This is a genomic window from Uliginosibacterium sp. H1, from assembly GCF_036017065.1.
Classification (GTDB): Bacteria; Pseudomonadota; Gammaproteobacteria; order Burkholderiales; family Rhodocyclaceae; genus Uliginosibacterium.
Window position 1 is genome coordinate 536,139 of the sequence record NZ_JAYXHR010000003.1, and the last position, 22,642, is coordinate 558,780.

Here is a 22,642-nt window from a genome sequence, read left to right on the forward strand (position 1 = left end):
GGTCAACATGGAATTTGCAAACCAGTTGAGAGTGGAGATCCAGCGCGGGGTAGCCCAGGCGCTGGCCGAGGACGTCGGCACGGCCGACCTGACCGCGCAACTGATTCCGGCCGAGCGCAGCGCCAGCGGTCGTGTCGTCACCCGCCAGGAGGCCGTGCTGTGCGGCTCGGCCTGGTTCAACGCGGCGTTCCAGATGCTGGACCCGGAGTCCACCATCGTGTGGCATGCGCAGGATGGCGATCGCATCGAGTCCGGCCAGGTGCTGTGCGACGTGTTCGCCAATGCGCGCGCATTGCTGACGGCGGAGCGCACCGGCCTGAATTTCCTGCAGCTGCTGTCGGGCACGGCCACCGTCACGCGCCGTTTCGTCGATGCCATCGAAGGCACGCGCGCCAGCATCGTCGACACCCGCAAGACGCTGCCCGGCCTGCGCCTGGCGCAGAAGTACGCGGTGAAGACCGGCGGTGGCGTCAATCACCGCACCGGCCTGTATGACGGCGTGCTCATCAAGGAGAACCACATCATTGCCGCCGGTGGCGTGCGCGAGGCGATGCGTACCGCCCGCGAGATCGCGCCGTCCAACGTGTTCATCCAGATCGAGGTGGAGAACCTCCACCAGTTGCGCGAGGCGCTGGAGAGCGGTGCGCGCATGGTGCTGCTGGACAACATGGACCTGGCGGAGATGCGCGAAGCGGTAGGGATCACCGCGGGTCGTGCGCAGCTGGAGGCTTCCGGCGGCGTCAGCCTGGAGCGGGTACGGGCGATTGCCGAGACGGGCGTGGATCGCATTTCCATCGGCACCCTGACCAAGGACGTTCAGGCGGTGGATTTCTCCTTGCGTCACATCGAAGAGTAACCACGACATCGACGGGCCGATACTCGCGGCCTGTGTGGCTGCCAGAGGGCGGCGCTACGACGACAACCACGAAGAACACGTTCCAGACAGAACGACCAGAAGAAGAAAGCCCGGATCCATGCTGTTTGCCCTGTACTACGTCGTTGCCATCATCGTGCTGATCCTGCATTTCACCGGTTTTCTCGCCCGCCATCGCGTCGAATGGCTGGTCTACGTACTGGCGGTGACGGTCTTCCCGGCAGTGCTGTATCTCTAGACCCGGGCTGCAAATGAAAAGCCCTGGCACCGTGAGGTGCCAGGGCTTTTTTGCGTCCGCTTGTCGTGGGCCCGGGGCCTGGATATGTCGATCAGGCGATCAGGCGTCGATCAGGCGAAGTTGGCGGCAGCGAAGTCCCAGTTGGCGAGATTGTTCAGGAAGGTCTCGACGAACTTCGGACGGGCATTGCGGTAGTCGATGTAGTAGGCGTGTTCCCACACATCGATGGTCAGTAGCGCCTTGTCGGCGGTGGTCAGCGGCGTGCCGGCGGCGCCGGTGTTGACGATGTCGACGGTGCCGTCCGGCTTCTTCACCAGCCAGGTCCAGCCGGAACCGAAGTTGCCGACGGCGCTCTTGGTGAAGGCTTCCTTGAAGGCATCGAAGCTGCCCCACTTGGCGTTGATGGCGTCGGCCAGCGCGCCGGTGGGAGCACCGCCGCCGTTCGGCTTCAGGCTGCTCCAGAAGAAGGTGTGGTTCCACACCTGGGCGGAGTTGTTGTAGATGCCGCCGCTGCTCTTCTTGATGATGTCCTCGAGCGAGGCGTTCTCGAATTCGGTGCCCTTGATCAGGTTGTTCAGGTTGGTGACGTAGGCCTGATGGTGCTTGCTGTAGTGGTAGTCGAAGGTCTCTTCCGAGATGTGCGGAACGAGGGCGTTCTTGGCAAAGGGAAGGGGCGGCAGAGTGTGTTCCATGGTATGGCTCCTTGGTAACTTGGAAGGATCTGCGAACGCAGAAGAACCTGGCGAAAACCCGAGGATTTTAGTCGGGAAAGCAGGAGCCTGACAACCTCGTGGCGCCTTTGCGACGCCACGAGATCTTCATTTGGATATACCCGGAACCCTTACTGCGCGCCGCTTCCGAGGCCGGTGTTGTTGAACTCGAAGAAGCGGTTGGCGCTGTACGGACCTTCCACCGAGCTGTAGGGGCGACGCGCCGTCGACGGACCCCAGGGCTCGGCCACCCGCACGTGCTTGCCGATGTTCGACTCGCGGATCACCAACTGGCCGTTGGGCGACACACCGTTGTTGTACACCGCCAGCGAGGCGACGCCTTCGTCCCAGGCCCGGCCCAGGTAGCTGCCGTTCGGCGTGGTCAGCGTGTCGGTGTCGAAGGTGCTGGTGACGAACAGGAAACCGTACTGGTTGCGCGGGTCCGTGCTCGGGGCCAGCCCGATGCCGCTGACCTGACGGTTGCCCAGGTGACGGATGCGGGTGCTTTCGAACACCGCCGTGCCGCGACCGAAGATGAAGTCCACGTCGCCTTCCACGTAGCTGTGCTTGAAGTAGCTGCGCGCCACGGTGTTGATGTTGGCGCTCTTCACGTACAGCGTGTCCTGGTGGCCCAGCACGCGCACGTTCTCGAACTCGTTGCGGTCACCGTTGAGCATCAGTGCCACGCCTTGCTGGCTGGTGGTGCCGTAGGTGCCTTCCACGTAGTCGTTGGCGAAGGTGAGGTTCTTGGCCTGGAAGTGGCCGGCGTTCACCGCGAAGGTGGCGCTGCCGCTGGTGCCGAAGGTGGCGCCGGACAGGTTGGCGTTGCAGGGGTTGGCGCTGCTGCCCACCGGCTTCGGCGTGGGGTTGGCGTTGTTGTAGACGATGACCGTCTTGGCGGCGTTGCTGTCGGTGCTGTACAGGGTGATCGGCGGCGCAGCGGCCGGGATGCACACCACCTCGCGATAGGTGCCCGGCTTCACGCGCAAGTACAGGCGGGTCGTGCCACCTTGCAGCACGGCGGCATTGACGGCCTCCTGCACGGTGGCGTGCGTGCCGCTGCCATCGGCCGCGATGGTGGCGAAGGGCTTCTTCGAACTCACCGAGCCGACCCCCGCGGTGGGGTTCCAGTTGTCGGTGACCAGTGCGCCCAGCGTGCCGCCTTGCGCGAGGTACTTCAGCGGCGTGTGGTTCTTCGCCTCGGCCGCGCTCAGTTGCGGGCGATTGGGCGTGCTCGGGATTTCCGCCTGTGCCAGACTGCCGAACGCGGTGGCGGCGGTCGTGGCGGTGATGACGGCGAGGTGAAGCGTGTGGCGCGCGAACGCGTGCCGACGGCAATTTGCAGCCATGCTGAACTCCTCCAAGAGTGGATTTATCGACGCGATGTGCACGCGTCGGATGCGCGATATGCGGAGCGGATCTCTGTCCGTTTGCGCCGATTCTAGGAGCCGGAATTGCCGGCCAATCCGCGCCATCTCGCTGCGTATGAAATATATTTCCAGCCAAGCGTTTTCCCGCTGCCGGAACCAAGCGCGGACAGCCCCGGTCTGTCCGGCACCTCCATGACGATCCCGACATGAACTCCCTGCGACTGTCCCTCACCATGCTCCGCCGCGACTTGCGCGCGGGCGAATTGACGATGCTTGCGATCGCACTGCTGGTGGCGGTGGCGGCGCTGACCAGCGTGGGCTTCCTGACCGACCGGGTGCGGATCGGGCTGGAGCGCGATGCCAACCAGTTGCTCGGCGGCGATCTGCTGGTGCTGTCCGACACCCCGTTGTCGCAAGCCTGGCTGGACGAGGCGCGTCAGCGCGGCCTGCGCGCCCAGACCTCGATGCTCTTCAACAGCATGGTGAGCACCGACGACGTCGCGCAACTGGGCGCGGTGAAGGCGGTGGAGCCGGACTACCCCTTGCGCGGCAGCCTGAAGATCGCCGAGCGCATGGGCGACACCGGTGCCGAGGCCGGGCGCATTCCCGCCAGCGGCGAGCTGTGGCTGGAGGAGCGCCTGATCTCTGCGCTGTCGGTGAAGGTCGGCGACACCGTGCAACTGGGGCAGATGAACTTCCGCGTCGGCGGCATCGTGACCTTCGAGTCCGATCGTGGCAGCAGCTTCTTCGCCTTCGTGCCGCGCATCCTCATGAACGCCGCCGATGTGCCGGCCACCGGCCTGATCCAGGAGGGCAGCCGGGTGCGCTACCGGCTGCATGCGGCCGGCGAGCGCCGGGACGTGGCCGCGGTGGATGCGTGGATACGTCCGCAGCTCGGCCGCGGGCAGAGCCTGGAGAGCATCGACAACGCGCGGCCGGAGGTGCGCGAAGGCATGGACCGCGCGCAGCGTTTCCTGCGTCTCGCCGCCATGCTGGCGGTGGTGCTGGCCGCCGTGGCCACCGGGCTGTCCGCGCGACGCTACCTGCAGAGGCACCTGGACGGTTGCGCGGCGATGCGCTGCTTCGGAGCCACCCGCGGACAACTGCTGCGCCTTTTCCTCGGGGAGTTCCTGGTTTTCGGCGTCGTCGTGGCGGCGCTGGGTTGCCTGGTCGGTTTTCTCGTACAGGCTGCGTTGGGCGGCATCGCGGCCAACCTGCTGAACGCCGATCTGCCGGCACCGGGGCCGCTGCCTGTCTTGCATGGACTGCTGGTCGGCATCGTGCTGGTGCTGGGCTTCGTCGCACCGCAGTTGTTGAGACTGGCGCAGGTGCCGCCGGTGCACGTGCTGCGCCGTGAATGGGGCGGCGCGGATGCACGCAGCCTCGCGGCCTGGGGCGTCGGCGCGCTGGCGCTGGCCGGGCTGATGTTGTGGATCGCCGCCGACCTGCGCCTGGGGCTGTACGTGATTGCCGGCTTCGCGGTCGCCTGCCTGGTTTTCGCGCTGGTCGCGCGTGGCCTGCTGGGGCTCGCCGCGAGGGGGCGGATGCGTGGCGCCTGGGGGCTGCGCTACGGGTTGGCGGCGCTGCATCGCCGTCAGGCCAGCAGCGTGGTGCAGGCGGTGGCACTGGCGCTGGGCGTCACCGCCGTGCTGTTGCTGACGGTCACCTCGGCCGATCTGCTGGATGCCTGGCGGCAGCGGCAACCGGCCGATGCGCCCAATCGCTTCGTGCTGAACATCCAGCCCGAGCAGCGCGAGCCGGTACAGGCCATCCTGCGCGAGCATGGCTTCGACGACGTCCCGCTGTTGCCGATGGTGCGCGGTCGGCTGGTCGGCGTGAATGGCACGCCGATCAAGACCGAGGCGCTGGAGGAAGAGCGCGCCCGCCGTCAGGCCGAGCGCGAGTTCAACCTGTCATGGGCCGCGCAGTTGCAATCGGGCAACCGCATCGTCGCCGGCCGCTGGCATGGCGAGGGGGCGAACAACGAAGGCGGGACCAACGAAGGTGGGAACAACCAATGGTCGGTGGAAGAGGGGCTGGCCAAGCGGCTGGGCATCAAGCTCGGCGACCAGCTCGCCTTCGAGATCGCCGGGCGCCGCATCGAGGCGCCAGTGACCTCCATCCGCAAGCTGGAATGGGATTCGATGCGGGTGAACTTCTTCGTCACCGGCACCCCCGGCATGCTGGAAGACTACCCGGCGAGCTTCATCACCAGCTTCCACCTGCCGGCCGGCAAGGAGGCGCTCGTCACTGCGCTGGTGTCGAACTTCCCCAACCTCACCGTCATCGACGTGACGGCCGTGCTGGGGCAGGTGAAGGCGATGACCGACCGCCTGATCCAGGTGGTGCAGTTCATCTTCGGCTTCGCGCTGCTGGCCGGCGTGGTGGTGCTGTACGCCGCCTTGCAGTCCACGCACGACGAGCGTCGGCGCGAGCTGGCCGTGCTGCGCACCCTCGGCGCGCGCAACGTGCAGCTGCGCCAGGCGATGGTGGCGGAGTTCGCCGTGCTCGGCACCCTGGCGGCGGCACTGGCGGTCATCGCCACGCTGGGCATCGGCTTCGTGCTGGCCGAGTTCGTGTTCCGCCTGCCTTTCGATCCACGCGCGCTGGCATTGCTGGGCATCGGTGTCCTCGCGGCGGGGGCCATCACATTGCTGGGATGGCTGGGGGTGCGGCGCCTGTTGCATCACACCGTGGTCGAGGGCCTGCGGGCCAGCGCCTAGGCGGCAGGCCCACGGCAGGTCCACGACACTTACAGGCGGCATAATCCAGCCCATGCAAGCCATCCTCCGTGCCTACGCGCGCGCCCTGCGCAGCCTGTCCCAACCCGGCCTGTTGTGGCACCTGGTGTGGCCCACCTTGCTGGCCATCGCCTTGTGGGTGACGGTGGGCATCCTCTTCTGGGCCGACGCCACCGCTGCGTTGCTGTCGATTCTGCAGCGCTGGCCGGTGGTGGGTGGCTGGTTGAACGATGGGGAAACGGTGCGCGTGGCCACCGGCTTCGTCATCAACCTGCTGCTGTTCCTGCTGTCGGTGCCGCTGATCTTCGTCACCGCGGCGATCATCGTCGCCGTCGTCGCCTTGCCCTTCATGCTCGACCGCGTGGCGCGCAGCGACTATGCCGACCTGGAGCAGCGCCGTGGCGGCAGCTTCGCCGGCAGCGTCTTCAACGCCTTGTGGGCCTTGCTGGTGTTTCTGGTGGTTGCCTTCTTCACCCTGCCGCTGTGGCTGGTGCCGGGTCTGGGCATCCTCCTGTCCGTGGGCCTGTCGGCCTGGCTCAACCAGCGTTGCTATCGCTACGACGCGCTGATGGCGCATGCCGATCGCAATGAAATGAAGGCTGTGCCGCGGCGCCACCGCGGCAGCCTCTACCTGCTGGGCATCGGTGCCGGGGTCCTGGCTTTCGTGCCGGTACTCAACCTCTTCGTGCCGGCCTTCACCGGGCTCGCGTTCGTCCACTACCTGCTGGAGGCCCTGCGGATCGACCGTGGGGCAAGACCGGTCTGAGGCCACCATGGACTTTGGCGTCCTGATCATCGGCGACGAGATCCTGTCGGGGCGTCGCAAGGACGTGCACCTCGCACGCAGCATCGAATTGTTGTCGGCGCGGGGCCTGCGCCTGGCCTGGGCGCGATACCTGGGCGACGACCGCGACGCCTTGTCCGCCGTGCTGCGGCAGACCCTGGCGGGGGAGGACGTCGTGTTCTCCTTCGGCGGCATCGGCGCCACGCCCGACGACCACACGCGGCAGGCCGCAGCGGCCGCGCTGGGCGTGCCGACCGTGTTGCATCCGGAAGCCGCGGGCTTGATCGAGGCGCAGATGCAGGCGCGCTGGGGCCGCGCAGCCACGCCGCAGCAACTGGCGATGGGCGAGTTCCCGCAAGGCGCCGGGCTCATTCCCAATCCGGTGAACCGCATTCCCGGCTTCTCGCTGCGGGACCATCACTTCGTACCCGGTTTTCCGCAGATGGCCCATCCGATGGTGGAGTGGGTGCTGGACACGCATTACGCCCATCTGCACCACCGCGACGACCGGGTGGAGGATGCGCTGCGTGTGTACGAGGCGCCGGAAAGTGCGCTGGTGGACCTGATGCTGGCACTGGAGCAGCGCCACGGCGTCACGGTTTTCAGCCTGCCGCACCTGGGCAGTGAAAGCACCCGCCGGCATATCGAACTGGGCGCCAAGGGGCCGGCCGAGGCCGTCGCGGCAGCGATGGCGGACATGCGTGCGGAACTGCAACGACGGGGCCATCCGGTGGAGGACTTGCCGGACTGAGGTTGCTGCGCTTGTCGTGGCACAAACGAAAAAGCCCGCGACTCGCGGGCTTTTTGCTGGCCGGTTGTAACGCCGGCTTACTTCACGTTCAGGCTGCGGCCTTCTTCGCCTTCGACGCGGTGACGCCGACAGCCTTGACCGTCGCGTCAGTGGCGGCAGCCATGTTGGCTTCGGTCATCTCGGCAACCTGCTTGGCGGCCTTGCTCATGCTGTCATAGGCCGAGTTGGCAGCGGCGATGGCGGACTTCATGGCAGCCACGGCCACGTCGGAACCAGCCGGAGCGGACTTGGCAGCCTTGTCCAGCACGGCCGAGACGTTCTTGTTCACTTCGGACAGTTGCACTTCGAAGATCTTCGACAGCTCGCCCTGCAGTTCCGAGCTGATTTCGTACAGGCTGCGGGAGTAGGCCACGACCTTCTCGACAGCCGGCTTGGCCAGCGAGGATTGCAGGCTCACCAGCTCCTGCACGTCCTTGGCGCCCAGCAGCGCCTTGGAGCTGGCGACGCTGTCTTCCAGGATGGAACGGGCGGTATTCAGGTTCAGCGCGGCGATGCGCTCGGCACCCGCGAAAGCGGTATTGGCCAGGGTGAGCAGCGTTTCGACACCGGCTTTGTTCGTCGCAGCGAATTGCTCAGGGGTAGCAAACATGACGTTTCTCCTATGTAGGTAAGACTCTTGGTGGGACATCACTCGCTAGGCGCCCCCGCTGCAGCCGGGTTTGTTGCGCCGCACAATTCAAATTATAGAGACGGGAAAGTCAATGTCAACGCAGCTTTGTGCATTGCGATGCGGGCAGGGGATTGCCTGTTCCTATCGGAAACAGGCGCTTAGCGTGCCTGCGAAGAGGTATTCATGACGCCGTGCTGCGCTGCCGCGCGAACCAGGCGGCGCGCAATGGCAGGCGCAGCCTTGCATTGCGCAAGGCTGCCGTGCGTGTCTGTGGAACTGGGGGTGTGGATCAGGGGCGCGCGGCGGGCGCCGAGGCCGCCGGCGTGCCGGCCTTGGGCTGGATCACCGCGCGGACCCGTTCGCCGGTGCTGACGACCTTGGCGTCCGGGCCGTTGGTGACGAGATAGTTCTCGGTCAGGCCGTCGTACTCGATGTACTGGCCGCGCACTTCGTCGCGTCCGCTTTTGACATGGGCGCGCTGGAACAACTGGGCCTTGTCGCGACGGCCGTCGTATTCGATGCGCTCGGCCTCGCCTTCGATGTACTCGTTGCTGGCCTCGCGCTTCTGGCGGAAACGGGCAAGCCCGCCTTCGCCGCCGGTGGCCACGCCCTTCTGGAAGCCCTCGGCATCCTGGGTCACCACCACTTTGTCGGCGAGGATCTGCATGGTGCCCTGGGTCAGCTTCACGCGGCCCTCGAAGGTCTGCACCTTGTTCTTGTCGTCCACGCTGAGGCGGTCGGCCTCGATGTTGACGGGCTTGCTGCGGTCGGCCCGCTCCGCATGGGCCGGAGACGCGAGCAACGCGACGAGGGCAAGCAGGGCGGCATGGGCGAAGGAGGTTCTGATCATGGCGAAGTCTGTCTGGCCAGGGTGGCACGGGCCTGATTGAGCTTGAGCAGGCCGTTGAGGTTGTCCCATTCACCGCCGATGCCGTCGATCCGGCTCGTGCCCTGGGTCATGGTAAGCGGCGCGTCGGTACGCGCGATCTCGTCGTCGGTGAGGATGGTAAGGCGTTCGGTCACCAGTGTCTGCGGGGCAGAGCCATCCTTGCCGTGCTTGGTGCCGACCACCCGGCCGGTGAGCTCGACGATGCGTGACTGGTCGCTGAGGTGCGCGGCGTCGGCCGACCAGTCCATGGTGGCGTCGGTGCCGGTGAAATGAAGCCGGGGTGCCACGAGGTCGGCGGTGTCGTCGTCCGGGTAGTGCAGGCCGCGTTCGGCGGTCAGCAGGAACTGGGCACTGCCGTCCACGTTGAAGCGTTGCACGCGGAAGCCTTCGACGATGGCGTCCGGGTCATGGCGATCGAAGCTCGGGCGCGTCTGCGGGTCGCCGCTGACGAACTGCTCCAGCCAGAATGTCGCGGCGGCCAGCAGTGCTGCGAGGATCAGAGGGAAAAGGGTGTAGAGCCGTTTCATCCCAGGTAGACAGCGTGCATCGCGTCCAGTTTGCCCTGCGCGCCGAGGATGAAGTCGCACACTTCGCGGGCCGCGCCACGGCCGCCGGCGCGGGTGCTGACGTAATCGACGTGGCGATGCACCAGCGGATGACCGTCGGCCGGGCTGGCGGTGAAGCCGCAACGGCGCAGGATGGGCAGGTCGACCACGTCGTCGCCCATGTAGCCGGCGTGCTCGGCGGGAATCTGCAGCTTGTCGAGCAGTTCGCCCAGCGCAGCCGTCTTGTCGTGCACGTTCTGGTACAGGTACTGGATGCCCAGGCTGGCGGCGCGCAGTTCCAGGCCACGGCTGCCGCGACCACTGATCACCGCCACGACGATGCCGGCCTCCTGCAGCATCTTCAGGCCGTGGCCGTCGAGGGTGTGGAAGACCTTCAGCTCTTCACCCTGCGGGCCGAACAACAGGCTGCCGTCGGTGAGCACGCCGTCGACATCGAAACCCATCAGGCGCACTTGCGCCGCTTTCTGTTGCGCACGCATCAGATGACCTTTGCGTTCAGGAGGTCCAGCGTATTGAAGGCGCCGACGAGCAGCCCGTCGCCATCGACGACCAGGATCTGGCTGATGCGGGCCTGGTCCATCACCGCGGCGGCCTCCGTGGCCAGCGCTTCGGGCCCGATGTGGCGTGGATTGGCATGCATCACGTCGACGACCTTCAGGCCCTTGATGTCGCCGGCCCGTTCCAGCAGTCGGCGCAGGTCACCGTCGGTGAAGATCCCGACGGCGCGGCCGGCGTCGTCGACGACGGCCGTCATGCCCAGGCCCTTGCGGCTCATTTCCAACAGCGCCTCCGGGAAAGTGGCAGTCACGCTGACGCGGGGAATCGCGTCGCCGCTGCGCATGACGTCGCGGACATGGGTCAGCAGGCGACGGCCGAGCGCACCACCGGGGTGGGAGCGGGCGAAATCCTCCGGGCCGAAGCCGCGCGCATCCAGCAGCGCGACGGCCAGCGCGTCGCCCAGTGCCAGGGCGGCGGTCGTGCTGGCGGTCGGGGCGAGGTTCAGCGGGCAGGCTTCCTCGGCCACGCCTGCGTCCAGATGTACGTCGGCCAGTTCGGCGAGCGGCGAAGCAGGGTTGCCGGTCATGGCGATGACGCGGGTGCCCAGGCGCTTCACCACTGGCATGATGGTGAGCAGCTCGGCGGTGGTGCCGGAGTTGGACAGGGCGATGACGACGTCGTCGCTGGTCACCATGCCGAGATCGCCGTGGGCGGCTTCGGCCGGGTGGACGAAATAGGAAGGGGTGCCCGTCGAGGCCAGGGTGGCGGCCATCTTGCGCGCGATGTGGCCGGACTTGCCGACGCCGCTGACGATGACGCGGCCGCGGCTGTCGAGGATGAGCTGCAGGGCGCGCAGGAAATCGGCATCCAGGCGCTGGGCCAGGGCGGTGACCGCGGCGGCTTCCACGTCGAGTACACGGCGGGCCAGCGCCAGGGCGCCTTCACCGGCAATCAGGCGCGGGCGGTCGTCGGCTGCGGCGTGCAGCGGGGAGGGGCTTGAGGACAAGGGCATGACCAGGCTTGGGCGGAAAACGCCCTACGGTTACACTGCCGGCGGAGTATAACAAAACACCCTCCAGCCCCCGCGTTGGCGCGGCTTGCGAGCGGATCACACCACCGTCCCGTCCATGAATCACCACGCCCTGGAACTGCTGTTGCTGCTGCTGGCGGTCGCCGTCGCGGTGGTGGCGCTGTTCCGCTCGCTGAACCTGCCCACCGTGCTGGCCTACCTTGCGGTGGGCGCGGTGCTGGGGCCGCATGCCGCCGGCGTGGTGCCGGACAACGACAGCGCACGCTACCTCGCCGAGTTCGGTGTGGTGTTCCTGATGTTCTCCATCGGCCTGGAGTTCTCGCTGCCGCGCCTGTTCGCCATGAAGCGCACGGTGCTCGGCCTGGGCGGCCTGCAGGTCACGGTATCGCTGGCGGTGGGCACCCTGCTGCTGTGGATGGCCGGCCTGGCGCCGGCGGCGGCCTTCGCGGCGGCCGGCGCGGTGGTCATGTCTTCCACCGCCTTGCTGTCCAAGCTGCTGACCGACCGGCTGGAGCTGGACGCACCCCATGGCCGCGCGGTCATCGGTGTGTTGCTGTTCCAGGATCTGGCGGTGGTGCCGCTGCTGATCCTGATCCCGGCGTTGAGCCGGCCCGCCGAGATGCTCGCCATGACCCTGGGCGTCGCGGCCCTGAAGGCGGCGGTCGTGCTGTTCATCATGCTGTACCTGGGCCAGCGCCTGATGCGGCCCTGGTTCACCGTGGTGGCGCGTCGCAAGTCATCCGAGCTGTTCATGCTCAACGTGCTGCTGGTGACGCTGGGGCTGTCCTGGATCACCGAGAAGGCCGGCCTGTCGATGGCGCTGGGCGCCTTCCTGGCCGGCATGCTGATCTCGGAGACCGAGTACCGCTATCAGGTGGAAGAGGACATCAAGCCCTTCCGCGACGTACTGGTCGGCTTCTTCCTGGTCACCGTTGGCATGCTGCTGGACTTCGACGTGCTGGCCGAGCATGCGTGGCTGGTGCTGGCCGCGTTGTCGGGCCTGCTGGCGATCAAGTTCGCGGTGATCTTCGGCGTGTCGCGCGCGATGGGGGACTCCACCAGCACGGCCGTGCGCAGCGGCCTGTGGCTGTGCGCGGGCGGCGAGTTCGGCTTCGTGCTGCTGGGCCAGACCGGTGGCCTGCTGTCGGCGTCGGCCTTCCAGATTTTCGTCGCGGCACTGGTGTTGTCGCTGCTGATCGCACCGCTGCTGGTACAGGTCAGCGACAAGGTGGTGATGCGCTTCGTGGCGTCCGAGTGGCTGATGCGCTCCATGGAGCTGACGCGGGTGGCGGCGCAGAGCATGCGCAACGAGCGCCACGTCATCTTGTGCGGCTTCGGCCGCAGCGGCCAGTACATGGCGCGCTTCCTGGAGCAGGAAGGCATCGGCTATATCGCGCTGGACATCGACCCGGACCTGGTGCGCGAGGCCGCGGCCGCCGGTAGCACTGTCGTGTTCGGCGACAGCGCACGGCGCGAGAACCTGGTCGCCGCCGGCATCATGCGCGCGAGTGTCGTCGTGGTGTCCTTCAACGACCTGCAGTCCACGTTGCGCGTGATGCATCACGTGCAGGCCATCCGGCCCGAAGTGCCCATCGTCGCGCGCGCCGCCGACGAGAATGAGATGGAGCGCCTGCTCGATTCAGGCGCTACCGAAGTGGTGCCGGAAATGCTGGAGGCCAGCATCATGCTGGCCAGCCACACCCTCGCGCTGTCGGGCGTACCGCTGTCGCGCGTCATCCGCCGCATGCGCGACATCCGCAGCCAGCGCTACGCGCTGATGCGCGGTTTCTTCCACGGGACTTCCGAATCGGCCGACCGGCCCGAGGCGCAGCAGGAGCGCCTGCAGTCGATCTCCCTCACGCCTGGCGCCTGGGCCATCGGCCTGACGCTGGGTGACCTGCATCTGGAAGGATTGGGCGTGACCGTCTCGGCCGTGCGCCGCCGCGGCATCCGCGCCACCGAACCAGGCCCGGAGACGCGGCTGGCAGCGGGCGATGTGCTGGTCCTGCTGGGTGGGCCAGCGGATCTGGCGCTGGCGGAGTTGAGGGTGTTGAAGGGGGGCTGAACACCCCTTGATTCGGACGCAGTCGGCTTCGTGTCAGAAGCTTGCGCAGACGGTGAAAAGGTCGGAATCCGCCACGGGGCCAGAGGCTGTGGAGGCCGCCGTCAGCGTACCGCCGCTCATGGTGCCGAAGCGTACCGAGCCAGTCGCCGGATTGCCATCATCCATGGTGGTATCGGCCTGTTGAGATACTCGGCCGGAGACGTTGCCCTGACACACGAAAATCCGGCCATTCATGTTGGTGGCCGGAGCCCCACTTTGCACACCGATCCGGCCTCCCTCGCTGTTCCGCGGTTGCCAGTCACCTGTAAGCGTGCCGTCACCAGAGGCAAGGTTTGCACGACGCAGATGAGCCCAGACCTTGCTGGATTCATCCGTGACCGTTGATGAGTTCCAGTTTCCTTCAATGAGACCGTCTCCGTCGCCGTTTTCGCCCGCGACAGTGTTTTGCAAGTGGGTGTTTGCGCTGGGATCATCGCCCGGCAAGGCCCTGAAACGATCCTGATATGCGGCGATCATCGTGGCGGTATTGCGGAAATCATTGACCACAGCTTTTGACTTCGCGCTGTTGATCAACTCCTGCCCCTTCAACACTCCGCCCAGCAGCAGACCGATGATGACCAGTACGATGGCGACCTCGACCAGCGTGAAACCGGATTGTTGTTTTCTCATGACTCTCTATCCGTTTGTTCTGTGATTTGGCGTGCCTTGCATGAGCAAAGTTGATGCCACGCCTTGGGGCACGCCAAGGCTGTCTATTTCAAAGCATTTGCGCAGCGCACACTGTCAGGATTTGGGCAGGGTGTGGAATTGGTCACACCGCTTGCCGGCATGTGTGCGGATTCTGTCAGGCAGATCATGAGACCGGCGCTGCCCGCGATGCCGACGAGCCTGGATGAAGGACTTGCCCTGCGCCTGGCGCGCCCCTGGTCGCTCGCCCTGGCGCTGGGCCTTTTGCACCTGGGCTTGTTGCAGGACGTGATGACGCCGGTCGGGCGCGGCCTGTTGCTGGCGCACCTGGGCGCGGTGCTGGCCTGGCAGCCACTGGTGAGTGGCGCCCGCCAGTTGCGTCCGCTCGAACTGGTGCTGGGTTTGGCAGCGGCGGCGGCGGCGGGCTGGTGGATGAGCTGGGGGCTCGCGCTGGTGTGGATGCTGATGCTGGCCGGGATGCTGGGCGGCAAGCTGTTCCGTCATGCGCGCGCCCGGGAGCGGGTGCCTTACTGGCTGGCGCTGGGCTACCTGGTGCTGGCGATGCTGGGGCTGGCCCTGCCGCAACTGCTGCCCGGCCATTCGGCGCCGCGCGAGCTGCTCGCCGAAGTGGCGGCCTGGGGCGGCCTGCCGCTGCTGGGCCTGATGCTGCTGACCGGACGTGCGCGGCCGGAACCGCGCGGGCCACAGGCGCTGGATTTCGTCGGCAGCCTGGTGATCATGCTGGTGCTGACCGGGTTGATGCTCGGCGCGGTCGCCCTGATGTACATCGACGACCGTGGCTACGTGGAGGCCTTGCTGCGCAGCCTGATGGCGATGGTGGTCGGCCTGCTGGTGCTGGGCTGGGCCTGGAACCCGCGGCAGGATTTCGGCGGCCTGGGCCTGGCGGTGTCGCGTCACCTGCTGGGCGGCGCCCAGCCCTTCGAGCGCTGGCTGGAGGCGGTGGCCGACTCTGCGCTGCGCGAGGACGCGCCGGCGACGCTGGTCGAGCGTGCCTGCCAGCACATGTTGCTGTGGCCGTCGCTGCGGGCGGTGCGCTGGCAGGTCACGGTGCCGGCGCAACAACAGGGGGCTGCCGGGGATGTCGATGCCGCACGTCACTGGCAACCGCTGACCCAAGGCGCCCTGCGTCTGGAGCTCGGCACGCGGCAAGCGCTGGGGCCTTCGCAGTTGTGGCAGATGGACCTGATGCTGCGGGTGCTGGCGGAGTTCCACCGTGCCGCGGTGCAGGCCCAGCGCCTGCAATCCATGGCCTATGTGCGCGCCGTGCACGAAACCGGCGCACGGGTGACGCACGAGGTGAAGAACCTGCTGCAGTCGCTGGATACGCTGTGCTTCGCCATCAATGAGGCCGACGCGTCGCGCAGCCAGCAGCTCGATGCCCTGATCCGGCGCCAGTTGCCGCAGATCAGCGAGCGCCTGCACCTGGCTTTGGCGAGGATCCGCGAGCCAGCGGCGCCCGCCGCTGCGCCGGCACCGGCTGCGGGCTGGTGGGGGGCGTTGCAGGAGCGCTACGTGCGCGACGACCTGTCTTTCAGTGTCGAGGAAATTCCGGCCGGAGCATTGGGCGCGGCACGCCTGCCGGCCGCCCTGTTCGACGCCGTCGCCGACAACCTGCTGCGCAACGTGGCCGACAAGCGCGCCGCTGCCACCCACACCAGCGTGCGGGTGTCCGTAGTGCTCGGGGTGGCGGGTGAAGTCTGCCGGCTGAGCGTGGAAGACGACGGCGCGCCGATTCCGGCAGAACGGGCGTTGAACCTGATGGGCATGCCGCTGCCATCGGCGAGTGGCTTTGGCGTCGGGCTGTACCAATGCGCGCAACTGGCGCAGAACGCCGGCTACCGGCTGTCGCTGGCGGAGAACCGCGAGGGCTGCGTGCGCTTCGTGCTCAGCCCTGCGTCGGTGCCGGCGCCTGCCGCCTGAGGCTGGTGGCTTCGCTGCAGCCCTGCAGCGGCCACATGCGCACCATGCCTTTGCCCTTCAGCGAGGCGTCGATGGAATCGCTGAACTGGAAGCGGCGGGGCAGGCGGGCGTAGGTGGTCTCGTCGCACAGGACGCCGCCCGGGATGCTCTCATCGGTGATGCGGCTGGCGAGGTTCACCGTGTCGCCCCACAGGTCGTAGATGAACTTGCGCTTGCCGACCACGCCGGCAATCACCGGGCCGGTGCCGATGCCGATGCGCACCGCCAGCTTGTGCCGCTGGCACTCCTCGTCCGTCTTCAACCAGTGCTGGATATCCAGCGCCAGCAGGGCCACCGGCGTGCAGGCGTCGATGTGGCCATCGGTCAGGCCACCGGCCACCATGTAGGCGTCGCCGATGGTCTTGATCTTCTCCAGCCCGCGCGCCTCCGCCAGTTCGTCGAAGCGCGAGAACACCCGGTTGAGCAGGCTGAAGACTTCCGGCGGCCGCATGTGGGCGGCCAGTTCGGTGAAGCGCACGATGTCGGCGAACATCACCGTCACCTCGGCGTAGCCGTCGGCGATGGTCTCGTCCGAGGTGCGCAGGCGATGCGCGATCGGCTCGGGCAGGATGTTGAGCAGCAGCCGCTCGGTGCGCGACTGTTCCACCTTCAGGCGGGCATGGGCGAACTCCAGCATCTCGCGCGCATTCAGCCGCTCCAGCAGCGACAGCCGCAGCAACAGGTAGACGATGGTCGAGATGGTGATGAAGTTGAGCGCGAAGAACAGGATGGAGATGCGGCGTGGCACCGCGTCCTTCACCACCACGACTGCGTCCGCCAGCAGGTAGTCCACCGCGCCGGTCGCGAAGGTCAGCACCACGTAGGCGATGAACCAGGGCATCGACTCGCGCACGCCCAGGCACAGCAGCGCGCCGATGGGCGCCAGCAGCCCCCACAGCACGAGGCCGGAGGCGGCGACGAAGTCACCCATCGCCCACTGCGCCATGAACGGGAAGAACAGCAGGATGCCCAGCTGTGAGAAGCGGAAGAAATTGAAGTTGCCGAAGCGGATGAACACACCCACGTTCAGCGCCACCAGGATCTGCAGCAGGAAGGGCAGGGTGGCCGACAGTTGCGGGCCCATCGCCCAGTAGATCAGCAGCCACAGACCCGCCGCCACGCTCACCAGGCCGCTGATGAACACCAGCAGCGTCTTCTGCAGACGTACGTCTTCATCGTCGCCGGGCGTGATGCCGGCATTGCGGAGGCTTTGCAGGAAAGAAGGACGGTCGCTCACGGCGCCATCTTACTGACGTCGCGGCGCTTGCGGGAAGACCGGCGGGGCGTGGAAATTACGGAGCGCTTTGCGGCACGTCGCGGCCGGCTTCCAACAGCCTGCCGATCAGCACGAAACGCGACAGCCATACGACGATATCGTCGCTGGTCGGGCTCGTGGCAACCACTTCCGTATCGCCTTCGGACGTGTCGCTGGTGTCCGCGCCCCTTGACCAGATGGCAAAGGCCACTGCAGCCGGGTCGGCCAGAGCTACGTCAGCACCTGTGCCGTCCCTGCTGACGATATCCACACTGCCGGGTTCGCTGAGGGACAACGTGGCGGTCGCCGTGAAGTCTCGATGGACTTCGTAGCGGATTACCGAGCCCCAGGTGTCTCGCTGGGGTAAGGCAAGTTGGCGCCAGGGTAAGTCGCCCCGGATGGATCCACCACCTGCACACGGGGCATCCTGTTGTCCGTCTTCGTTGGTGTCGGGGCAGGGGAGCGCGCCGGTAACAGCCGCATAGTTGATCAGCGCCTGGCGAGCCTCCTCCAGCTGCGCGCGTGCCTCGGCAAACTGTGCACGCTGGTTCTGGATGCGGAAAGCTGACAGGGCGCCAGCGGTCAGCAGAGCGATGATTACGAGCACGACGGCGATCTCTGCCAGCGTGAAACCGCTTTCGGCCCTGCCAGGTGCGGGATCAGACATTGGTTCCACAGTTGATTGAACCAGTGCTGCCATTCATCTTGCAGCGATAGGTGGACGGCAAGGGAAGACCAACACTCAGCGACCAGTCGCTGCCGCTGCTTTCATACGAGATCTGTTCATACCAGCCGTTGAAGCACAACCAGGATACGGGATGCTTCGTCGTCAAAGGAGGATGCGTTGCGTCGGCATTGTAGGGACAGGCATTCGCTGCCGTTGCTGGAGCCCCGCTCAGCAGAAATTGATCGAAAGCCAGCGTATTGCCGTTCAGCTCCCGCAACTGCCGGAGATTGCCTGTCGTGCTGGTCATATCGATGCGGCTCTTCAGGTCGGACCGCACCGATGCCGGAGCAAACGTCGTCAAGATTCGGCGCAATAGCGGACGCATGATGTCCTGCTCAGTGATGGCGATCGCATGGTCATTGAAGGACGCGTCGTTTGGCGCACCGACATAGGTTGTGTTGCCGTCGGCGTTGTCGATGCTGTTGGCCGAATCAAGGAATTCGGAAGCTGTCCCGTCAGTGCAAAGATTGTTGCCAGTCGTGCCGCGCAGCTGATTGCCCAGTGCACTGCCGGGTGCGAGCAATACGGCTGCTGCCACAAGGTTGCCATCATTCTGGGCCAGGGACAGGCTGCCAGTCGTGCCCGGATTGATCGCAGGGTAGTTGGTGGTACCCCGCTGACTCACATTGCCATGGTTCTTGTGGCCTGCCGACAAGCCGTACCACAGGCAGTTACCTGTGCCACCAGGGCCGTTCATCATGCCAAGGAAATACCAGGGCAAGCGTCCGAACCCCTGAGTTGCAGGGCTGCCGCAAGTGCCGCTCTTGCCGTCCAGCCTGTCGGTTGGACATGGAAGGGTGCCCGGCGTGTTGTCTTCGATAAGCGCGTAAGCAACGAGCGCCAGTTTTGCTTCGTGCAGGCTGCGCAGCGTATCGCGTTGCGCCTGCCAGTCACTGCGTTGAAGGCTTGTGTTCAGGCCGGTCGCGATAACGCCCGCGGCCAATGTGCTGGCAACCAGCAAGACTGCAATCAGGGCGTAGCCTTGGCTCGGACGACGGCAGTGCATGATCAGCGTTCGCTGCTTCCGGGGGGAGTCACCCGCAGCGACTGCCCGACTTTCACTTCACGTTGCTTGCCATCGCCCACGAACACATCCACCGAACGCTCACCCACGCGCGCCACCGGGGCGGTGCCGCGTTCGTAGGCGCGGCCGTTGATCCACACCGTGCTGGGACCACCGGAGCGGCGCACGATGCCGTCGACGCGCACTTCGTCCATGGGCTGTTCCGGCCCCACGCTGGCGTTGCGGCTGCGCAATTCGTCGAGGATGGCGCGCTTCTGCGGGGTGTTGAACAGGCGGCCGAGGCCGTCGTCGGCGGGTGTCTGTGCGTGTGCCAGCGGGTTGCCCAGCAGGGTGGCCAGGGCGAGCGGCAGCAGCATGCGGGGAGGCCGGTGAGTCATGAGCCGGAGGCAGCGCGGGTTGGAGGCAGGACGGTGATCCAGTCTAGCTCGCAGTGTGCATCCAGTGCAGGCGGCACTTCACGTGGGTTGCTGCGCGCGGCGGACAGCGCGCGTTCCAGTCTGCAGGCGCGCGGCACCACCAGCACGTCGCGGCGGCCCTGCAGGTCGTCCAGCACGCGCAGCAGGTCACCTTCGTGCAGCAGGCCGAGGTCCAGGCGCATGCGCGAGGATTGCAGGTTGTACTGGTCGCTGCTGACCGGGGTGTTGTCGGCGCGGCGCAAGGGGCGTTGCGGCATCAACTCGTAGATGAGGCGCGGCAGGCGTCGGTCGTCGCGCACGGCGCGCAGGTGGTCCGCCCAGTCCAGCCGGCGTTCGGTGCCGATGAGGCCGTGTTGGCGCCAGGTTTCGAAGCGCTGGATGGTGGCGCGGATGATCGCTTCGTCGCGTTGGGTGTCGGCCAGGCGGGTGCGGATGGACTGGCGCGCCTGTTCGCTCTGTTGCGCGTCGCGGCGGGCGGCGTCCAGTTCGCGCTGGGTGGAGCGCAGCAGCAGGCTGCCGACGATGCACATCGCGACGGCGAAAAGGATGGGGGGCAGCAGCGGGCGCAGGAGGTTGGGATTCATCGGCTGGCTCCTCCGGCCTGGCTCGCGGCGGCCGCAGCCGGTGGGCGGCTGGTGATCTGGAAGCTGAACTGCGGGCGGCTGCGCGCGCTGTTGCTGTCGCTCTTCAGCGTCTTGTCGGATTCGATGTCGAAGGGCTGGCGCAGGCGGCTGACCTCGATGCCTGGGTTCTGCTGGAGGTCGGCCACCAGGGCGCGGATGCGCTCGATGGCGCCGCGAGGATCACCGGCCGAACCCTCGGGCAGGCTGGCTTCGACGACGAGGCTGCTCTCGTTGACGGCATGCGGGCTGGTGGTGGTGGCGGGCGTGGTCCCGGTTGGGCCGTCGCCACGGGGGCCGGCCTGCCAGTCCAGGCGCTGCAGTTCGACGTCCGGGAAGCGCTCCAGGGATTGCGACAGGAGGGCCAGAAGCGGACGCGGCCCGTTGCGTTGGGCGGCGACCTGGTCGAGGTTGTCGACCACCCCTCGCAGGGTGTCCAGCGGTGCTGGCAACTTGGGGAGACTGGCCAGCAACTGGTCGTAGCGGCGTTCCTCGCGCTGGGTGTCGAGGCGGGTTTCCTGCGCGTGCAAGCGCAGCTCGCGTGCGTCGAACCAGGCTTTGCCAGCGGCCAGTCCGAAGCCGAACAGGGCCAGCATGCCGGCCGCGAAGACGGCACTGCGTGCCTGCCAGACGCGGAAGTAGCGACGCTCGCTTTCCGGGGCGAGCTGGGGTTCGGCGCGGGCGCGCTGCGCCAGCCGCAGGAACAGCGCACGGCTGTTGGAGTCCGTCACCGGCTCCCGGACGGACAGGCGCTGGAAGACCGATTCGAGGGCCACCGTCTGGAAGTCCAGCGGCTCGCCACCGGCAAGCTGTGGCGTCAGGGCCTGCTCTTCGTTGCGGCAGGCCAGCACGTAGACGGTGAGCGGGTTGTTGCGTGGTATCCACCGCTGGGCGCTGATGTACTGGTAGGTCTTGCGTGCCTCGCGCAGGCAATCCGGACCCCAGTTGGCATAGGGGCCGTCAGGCGCCGGGGACAGGCGGGCGAAGCGCAACTGGCCGTCGTCGAAATAGAGCTGGCGGATGCCGCTGGGCGACAGGGCGATGACCAAGCCGCGGGTCTCCGGCAGCTTGAGGCCGGCGAGCAGGTCGCGGGTCAGCAGGGGCACGGCGTGCACCGCGCGCAGGGCCGCACCGGCGCTGCGCAGCACCGTCAGCCAGGGCTCGATGGCGGCAGGCCGGGTGATGGCGGCGAAGAGCACGCGCTCGTCGCGGCGGCCGGTTTTTTCCCGTCCCAGCGAGATGGCGGTGGCATAGGGAGAGCCGAAGAAGTGCTGCACCAGCTTGCGCTGGATCAGCGCCTTGCGGTCGGCGCCGATCACGTAGGGGATAGGGTCGAGGTGGAAACCCTCGTCGGGCAGGTCGACGACCAGGCTGTGGATGTCGCCGCGGGGGCGTTGCTGCACCCAGTAGCCAAAGCCGAGTTGTCCCTCTTCATCCACCGGGAAATAGTCGGCCAGCGTGAGGTGTGCGCCATCGATGCGGTAGCAGTAGATGCCGCTGTGGTCGACCAGGTGCAGCCAGCGTTTGCTCATTGCCGTCGGCTCTCAGACTTTCATCTTGGTAATGACGTCGTAGATCGGCCCCAGCACCGACAGGGCCACCCACAGCATGAGTGCGCCCAGGATCAGGATCAGCAGGGGCTCCAGCGCCGCCTGCAGGCGGCCGATGGATTCGCGCACGTCGCGGTCGTAGAAGTAACCGACGTTGTGCAGCGCCTGTTCCAGTGAACCGGTGTGCTCGCCCACCCGCAGCATGCGGATGACCAGCGGCGGGAACAGGCCGCTGGCCGAAAAGGCGGCGGTCACGTTGTGGCCTTCGGCGATCAGCTGCTCGACGCGTTCCAGCGCGTTGCGCACCACGCGGTTGCCCACCACGTCCTGGGCCACGCGCACGGTGTCGATGATGGAGATGCCGGAGGTGTACATCATCGCGAACAGCGTGGCGAAGCGCGACAGGATGATCTTGCGATACACGTCCCCGAAGAGCGGCGCAGCCAGTTTTGTGCGGTCCCAGCGGTAGGCCACGCGCGGGTTGCTGGCGATCGCCATCGCCAGCCCGACCACGCCGGCGGCGGCGCCGAAGATCACGGCCGGCCACCAGGCGACCATGAAGTCCGACAGCGCGACGAGGATCTGCGTTTGCAGGGGCAGGGCCTGGCCGGTGGAGCGGAACAGCCGCGAGAGTTCCGGCACCACGAAGATCATGGCGACGAACACCGCGCCGACCGTCACCAGCGCCACGATGCTCGGGTAGATCAGCAGCTTCTTGGTGAAGGAGGTCAGCTCGTCCTGCCGCTTGAGCGACTCGGTGAGTTCGCGCAGCACGTCCGGCAGGTTGCCGCTGGCCTCACCCGCCCGCACCAGTGCGCAGAACACGCCGTCGAAGACGCGGCTGTGTTCCGCCAGTGCCTGCGACAGCGTGCGGCCGCCCTCGATGCTCTCCACCACGCTGGCGATCACTTCGCGAAAGCGCGGGTGCTCGGTGGAATCGCGCAGGTCGGCCAGGGCTTCGATCAGTGGCACGCCGGCGCGCGTGAGCTGCTCGAGGTGGAAGCAGAAATGGATGCGCTCGCGCACCGGGATCTGGCCGCCCAGTGCGAGGTGGCGTCGTGCCGGTGCGCCGTTGATGAAATCCAGTTCCATGCGCTTGAGGCGCATTTCCAGGTCGATGACGTTGATGGCCTCCATCTCGCCGCGCACCGTGTGGCCGGCGTTGTCCATCGCCTTGTACGAAAAGATGGGCATCGC

General features: G+C 66.8%; 22 protein-coding genes. 7 read left to right on the plus strand and 15 right to left on the minus strand.

From position 1 onward, the window contains the following. Positions 1–7: 7 nt before the first annotated feature. Together nadC and VVD47_RS19040 are read left to right on the plus strand one after the other, a co-directional pair. Positions 8–856 (plus strand): carboxylating nicotinate-nucleotide diphosphorylase, encoded by an 849-nt coding sequence (nadC, locus tag VVD47_RS19035; RefSeq protein WP_327605097.1) that lies wholly within the window; start codon positions 8–10, stop codon positions 854–856. 118 nt (positions 857–974) lie between these two features. Next, positions 975–1,112 (plus strand): hypothetical protein, encoded by a 138-nt coding sequence (locus VVD47_RS19040; RefSeq protein WP_327605098.1) that lies wholly within the window; start codon positions 975–977, stop codon positions 1,110–1,112. A gap of 110 nt (positions 1,113–1,222) precedes the next feature. Here VVD47_RS19040 and VVD47_RS19045 read toward each other — a convergent pair whose 3' ends face one another. Continuing rightward, entirely contained in the window at positions 1,223–1,804 is a 582-nt protein-coding gene (locus VVD47_RS19045; RefSeq protein WP_327605099.1) for a superoxide dismutase, read from the minus strand. Between the two features lie 149 nt (positions 1,805–1,953). After that, the gene (locus VVD47_RS19050; RefSeq protein ID WP_327605100.1) at positions 1,954–3,171 is read right to left on the minus strand and encodes a pectinesterase family protein; all 1,218 of its coding nucleotides are present in this window, start codon (positions 3,169–3,171) and stop codon (positions 1,954–1,956) included. A 227-nt stretch (positions 3,172–3,398) separates the two neighbouring features. Here VVD47_RS19050 and VVD47_RS19055 point away from each other — a divergent pair, with 227 nt between their 5' ends. From VVD47_RS19055 to VVD47_RS19065, 3 genes are read left to right on the plus strand one after another with little or no spacing between them, the layout of a single operon-like run. Then, positions 3,399–5,915 carry an ABC transporter permease gene (locus VVD47_RS19055; protein WP_327605101.1) on the plus strand — a complete coding sequence of 839 codons (2,517 nt, stop codon included), beginning with the start codon at positions 3,399–3,401 and terminating at the stop codon, positions 5,913–5,915. Positions 5,916–5,967: 52 nt separating this feature from the next. Then, positions 5,968–6,699 carry an EI24 domain-containing protein gene (locus VVD47_RS19060; RefSeq protein WP_327605102.1) on the plus strand — a complete coding sequence of 244 codons (732 nt, stop codon included), beginning with the start codon at positions 5,968–5,970 and terminating at the stop codon, positions 6,697–6,699. A gap of 7 nt (positions 6,700–6,706) precedes the next feature. Then, on the plus strand, positions 6,707–7,468 hold the full coding sequence (locus VVD47_RS19065; protein WP_327605103.1) for a competence/damage-inducible protein A: 762 nt from the start codon (positions 6,707–6,709) through the stop codon (positions 7,466–7,468). Positions 7,469–7,556: 88 nt separating this feature from the next. Here the strand turns inward: VVD47_RS19065 and VVD47_RS19070 are convergent, their stop codons facing one another. The 5 genes from VVD47_RS19070 to VVD47_RS19090 form a co-directional block, all read right to left on the minus strand. Beyond that, a complete protein-coding gene (locus VVD47_RS19070; protein ID WP_327605104.1) occupies positions 7,557–8,117 on the minus strand; it encodes a phasin family protein in 561 nt (186 codons plus the stop codon). Between the two features lie 310 nt (positions 8,118–8,427). Further along, positions 8,428–8,988, minus strand: a complete 561-nt coding sequence (gene lptA, locus VVD47_RS19075; RefSeq protein WP_327605105.1) for a lipopolysaccharide transport periplasmic protein LptA — start codon at positions 8,986–8,988, stop codon at positions 8,428–8,430. Then, a complete protein-coding gene (gene lptC / locus VVD47_RS19080; protein ID WP_327605106.1) occupies positions 8,985–9,554 on the minus strand; it encodes an LPS export ABC transporter periplasmic protein LptC in 570 nt (189 codons plus the stop codon). The genes lptA and lptC overlap by 4 nt, the downstream gene beginning before the upstream one ends. Further along, the gene (locus tag VVD47_RS19085; protein WP_327605107.1) at positions 9,551–10,072 is read right to left on the minus strand and encodes a KdsC family phosphatase; all 522 of its coding nucleotides are present in this window, start codon (positions 10,070–10,072) and stop codon (positions 9,551–9,553) included. Before VVD47_RS19085 ends, lptC begins: the two co-directional genes overlap by 4 nt. Next, on the minus strand, positions 10,072–11,103 hold the full coding sequence (locus VVD47_RS19090) for a KpsF/GutQ family sugar-phosphate isomerase (protein ID WP_327605108.1): 1,032 nt from the start codon (positions 11,101–11,103) through the stop codon (positions 10,072–10,074). The genes VVD47_RS19085 and VVD47_RS19090 overlap by 1 nt, the downstream gene beginning before the upstream one ends. A gap of 115 nt (positions 11,104–11,218) precedes the next feature. Here VVD47_RS19090 and VVD47_RS19095 point away from each other — a divergent pair, with 115 nt between their 5' ends. Beyond that, on the plus strand, positions 11,219–13,186 hold the full coding sequence (locus tag VVD47_RS19095; protein ID WP_327605109.1) for a cation:proton antiporter domain-containing protein: 1,968 nt from the start codon (positions 11,219–11,221) through the stop codon (positions 13,184–13,186). A gap of 33 nt (positions 13,187–13,219) precedes the next feature. On the opposite strand, the gene VVD47_RS19100 is transcribed toward VVD47_RS19095, so the two are convergent. Beyond that, positions 13,220–13,855: a prepilin-type N-terminal cleavage/methylation domain-containing protein gene (locus VVD47_RS19100; protein WP_327605110.1), complete on the minus strand. Its 636-nt coding sequence runs from the start codon at positions 13,853–13,855 to the stop codon at positions 13,220–13,222. A gap of 207 nt (positions 13,856–14,062) precedes the next feature. Here VVD47_RS19100 and VVD47_RS19105 point away from each other — a divergent pair, with 207 nt between their 5' ends. Next, on the plus strand, positions 14,063–15,814 hold the full coding sequence (locus VVD47_RS19105; protein ID WP_327605111.1) for an ATP-binding protein: 1,752 nt from the start codon (positions 14,063–14,065) through the stop codon (positions 15,812–15,814). Here VVD47_RS19105 and VVD47_RS19110 read toward each other — a convergent pair. Genes VVD47_RS19110 through VVD47_RS19140 form a run of 7 tightly spaced genes read right to left on the minus strand, consistent with a single transcriptional unit; the run spans position 15,780 to position 22,639 of the window. After that, complete coding sequence (locus VVD47_RS19110; RefSeq protein ID WP_327605112.1) at positions 15,780–17,090, minus strand: adenylate/guanylate cyclase domain-containing protein; 1,311 nt, start codon at positions 17,088–17,090, stop codon at positions 15,780–15,782. The genes VVD47_RS19105 and VVD47_RS19110 overlap by 35 nt on opposite strands. A gap of 55 nt (positions 17,091–17,145) precedes the next feature. Further along, positions 17,146–17,775 carry a type II secretion system protein gene (locus VVD47_RS19115; RefSeq protein WP_327605113.1) on the minus strand — a complete coding sequence of 210 codons (630 nt, stop codon included), beginning with the start codon at positions 17,773–17,775 and terminating at the stop codon, positions 17,146–17,148. Continuing rightward, positions 17,768–18,796 (minus strand): hypothetical protein, encoded by a 1,029-nt coding sequence (locus VVD47_RS19120; RefSeq protein ID WP_327605114.1) that lies wholly within the window; start codon positions 18,794–18,796, stop codon positions 17,768–17,770. Before VVD47_RS19120 ends, VVD47_RS19115 begins: the two co-directional genes overlap by 8 nt. A 47-nt stretch (positions 18,797–18,843) precedes the next feature. After that, entirely contained in the window at positions 18,844–19,215 is a 372-nt protein-coding gene (locus tag VVD47_RS19125) for a hypothetical protein (protein WP_327605115.1), read from the minus strand. Between the two features lie 17 nt (positions 19,216–19,232). After that, positions 19,233–19,859 (minus strand): hypothetical protein, encoded by a 627-nt coding sequence (locus VVD47_RS19130; protein WP_327605116.1) that lies wholly within the window; start codon positions 19,857–19,859, stop codon positions 19,233–19,235. Then, the gene (locus tag VVD47_RS19135) at positions 19,856–21,427 is read right to left on the minus strand and encodes a hypothetical protein (protein WP_327605117.1); all 1,572 of its coding nucleotides are present in this window, start codon (positions 21,425–21,427) and stop codon (positions 19,856–19,858) included. The genes VVD47_RS19130 and VVD47_RS19135 overlap by 4 nt, the downstream gene beginning before the upstream one ends. 12 nt (positions 21,428–21,439) lie before the next feature. Next, positions 21,440–22,639, minus strand: a complete 1,200-nt coding sequence (locus VVD47_RS19140; protein WP_327605118.1) for a type II secretion system F family protein — start codon at positions 22,637–22,639, stop codon at positions 21,440–21,442. Between the last annotated feature and the right edge of the window lie 3 nt (positions 22,640–22,642).

Bases quoted from the DNA above. Each gene is read 5' to 3' on its own strand.
- VVD47_RS19060 (WP_327605102.1), top strand. From the start codon at position 5,968: ATGCAAGCCATCCTCCGTGCCTACGCGCGCGCCCTGCGCAGCCTGTCC.
- VVD47_RS19040 (WP_327605098.1), top strand. From the start codon at position 975: ATGCTGTTTGCCCTGTACTACGTCGTTGCCATCATCGTGCTGATCCTG.
- VVD47_RS19090 (WP_327605108.1), bottom strand. From the start codon at position 11,103: ATGCCCTTGTCCTCAAGCCCCTCCCCGCTGCACGCCGCAGCCGACGAC.
- VVD47_RS19055 (WP_327605101.1), top strand. From the start codon at position 3,399: ATGAACTCCCTGCGACTGTCCCTCACCATGCTCCGCCGCGACTTGCGC.
- VVD47_RS19065 (WP_327605103.1), top strand. From the start codon at position 6,707: ATGGACTTTGGCGTCCTGATCATCGGCGACGAGATCCTGTCGGGGCGT.
- VVD47_RS19105 (WP_327605111.1), top strand. From the start codon at position 14,063: ATGCCGACGAGCCTGGATGAAGGACTTGCCCTGCGCCTGGCGCGCCCC.
- VVD47_RS19115 (WP_327605113.1), bottom strand. From the start codon at position 17,775: ATGTCTGATCCCGCACCTGGCAGGGCCGAAAGCGGTTTCACGCTGGCA.
- lptA (WP_327605105.1), bottom strand. From the start codon at position 8,988: ATGATCAGAACCTCCTTCGCCCATGCCGCCCTGCTTGCCCTCGTCGCG.
- VVD47_RS19100 (WP_327605110.1), bottom strand. From the start codon at position 13,855: ATGAGAAAACAACAATCCGGTTTCACGCTGGTCGAGGTCGCCATCGTA.
- VVD47_RS19130 (WP_327605116.1), bottom strand. From the start codon at position 19,859: ATGAATCCCAACCTCCTGCGCCCGCTGCTGCCCCCCATCCTTTTCGCC.
- VVD47_RS19135 (WP_327605117.1), bottom strand. From the start codon at position 21,427: ATGAGCAAACGCTGGCTGCACCTGGTCGACCACAGCGGCATCTACTGC.
- VVD47_RS19095 (WP_327605109.1), top strand. From the start codon at position 11,219: ATGAATCACCACGCCCTGGAACTGCTGTTGCTGCTGCTGGCGGTCGCC.
- VVD47_RS19140 (WP_327605118.1), bottom strand. From the start codon at position 22,639: ATGCCCATCTTTTCGTACAAGGCGATGGACAACGCCGGCCACACGGTG.
- VVD47_RS19070 (WP_327605104.1), bottom strand. From the start codon at position 8,117: ATGTTTGCTACCCCTGAGCAATTCGCTGCGACGAACAAAGCCGGTGTC.
- VVD47_RS19085 (WP_327605107.1), bottom strand. From the start codon at position 10,072: ATGCGTGCGCAACAGAAAGCGGCGCAAGTGCGCCTGATGGGTTTCGAT.
- lptC (WP_327605106.1), bottom strand. From the start codon at position 9,554: ATGAAACGGCTCTACACCCTTTTCCCTCTGATCCTCGCAGCACTGCTG.
- nadC (WP_327605097.1), top strand. From the start codon at position 8: ATGGAATTTGCAAACCAGTTGAGAGTGGAGATCCAGCGCGGGGTAGCC.
- VVD47_RS19125 (WP_327605115.1), bottom strand. From the start codon at position 19,215: ATGCTGCTGCCGCTCGCCCTGGCCACCCTGCTGGGCAACCCGCTGGCA.
- VVD47_RS19045 (WP_327605099.1), bottom strand. From the start codon at position 1,804: ATGGAACACACTCTGCCGCCCCTTCCCTTTGCCAAGAACGCCCTCGTT.
- VVD47_RS19050 (WP_327605100.1), bottom strand. From the start codon at position 3,171: ATGGCTGCAAATTGCCGTCGGCACGCGTTCGCGCGCCACACGCTTCAC.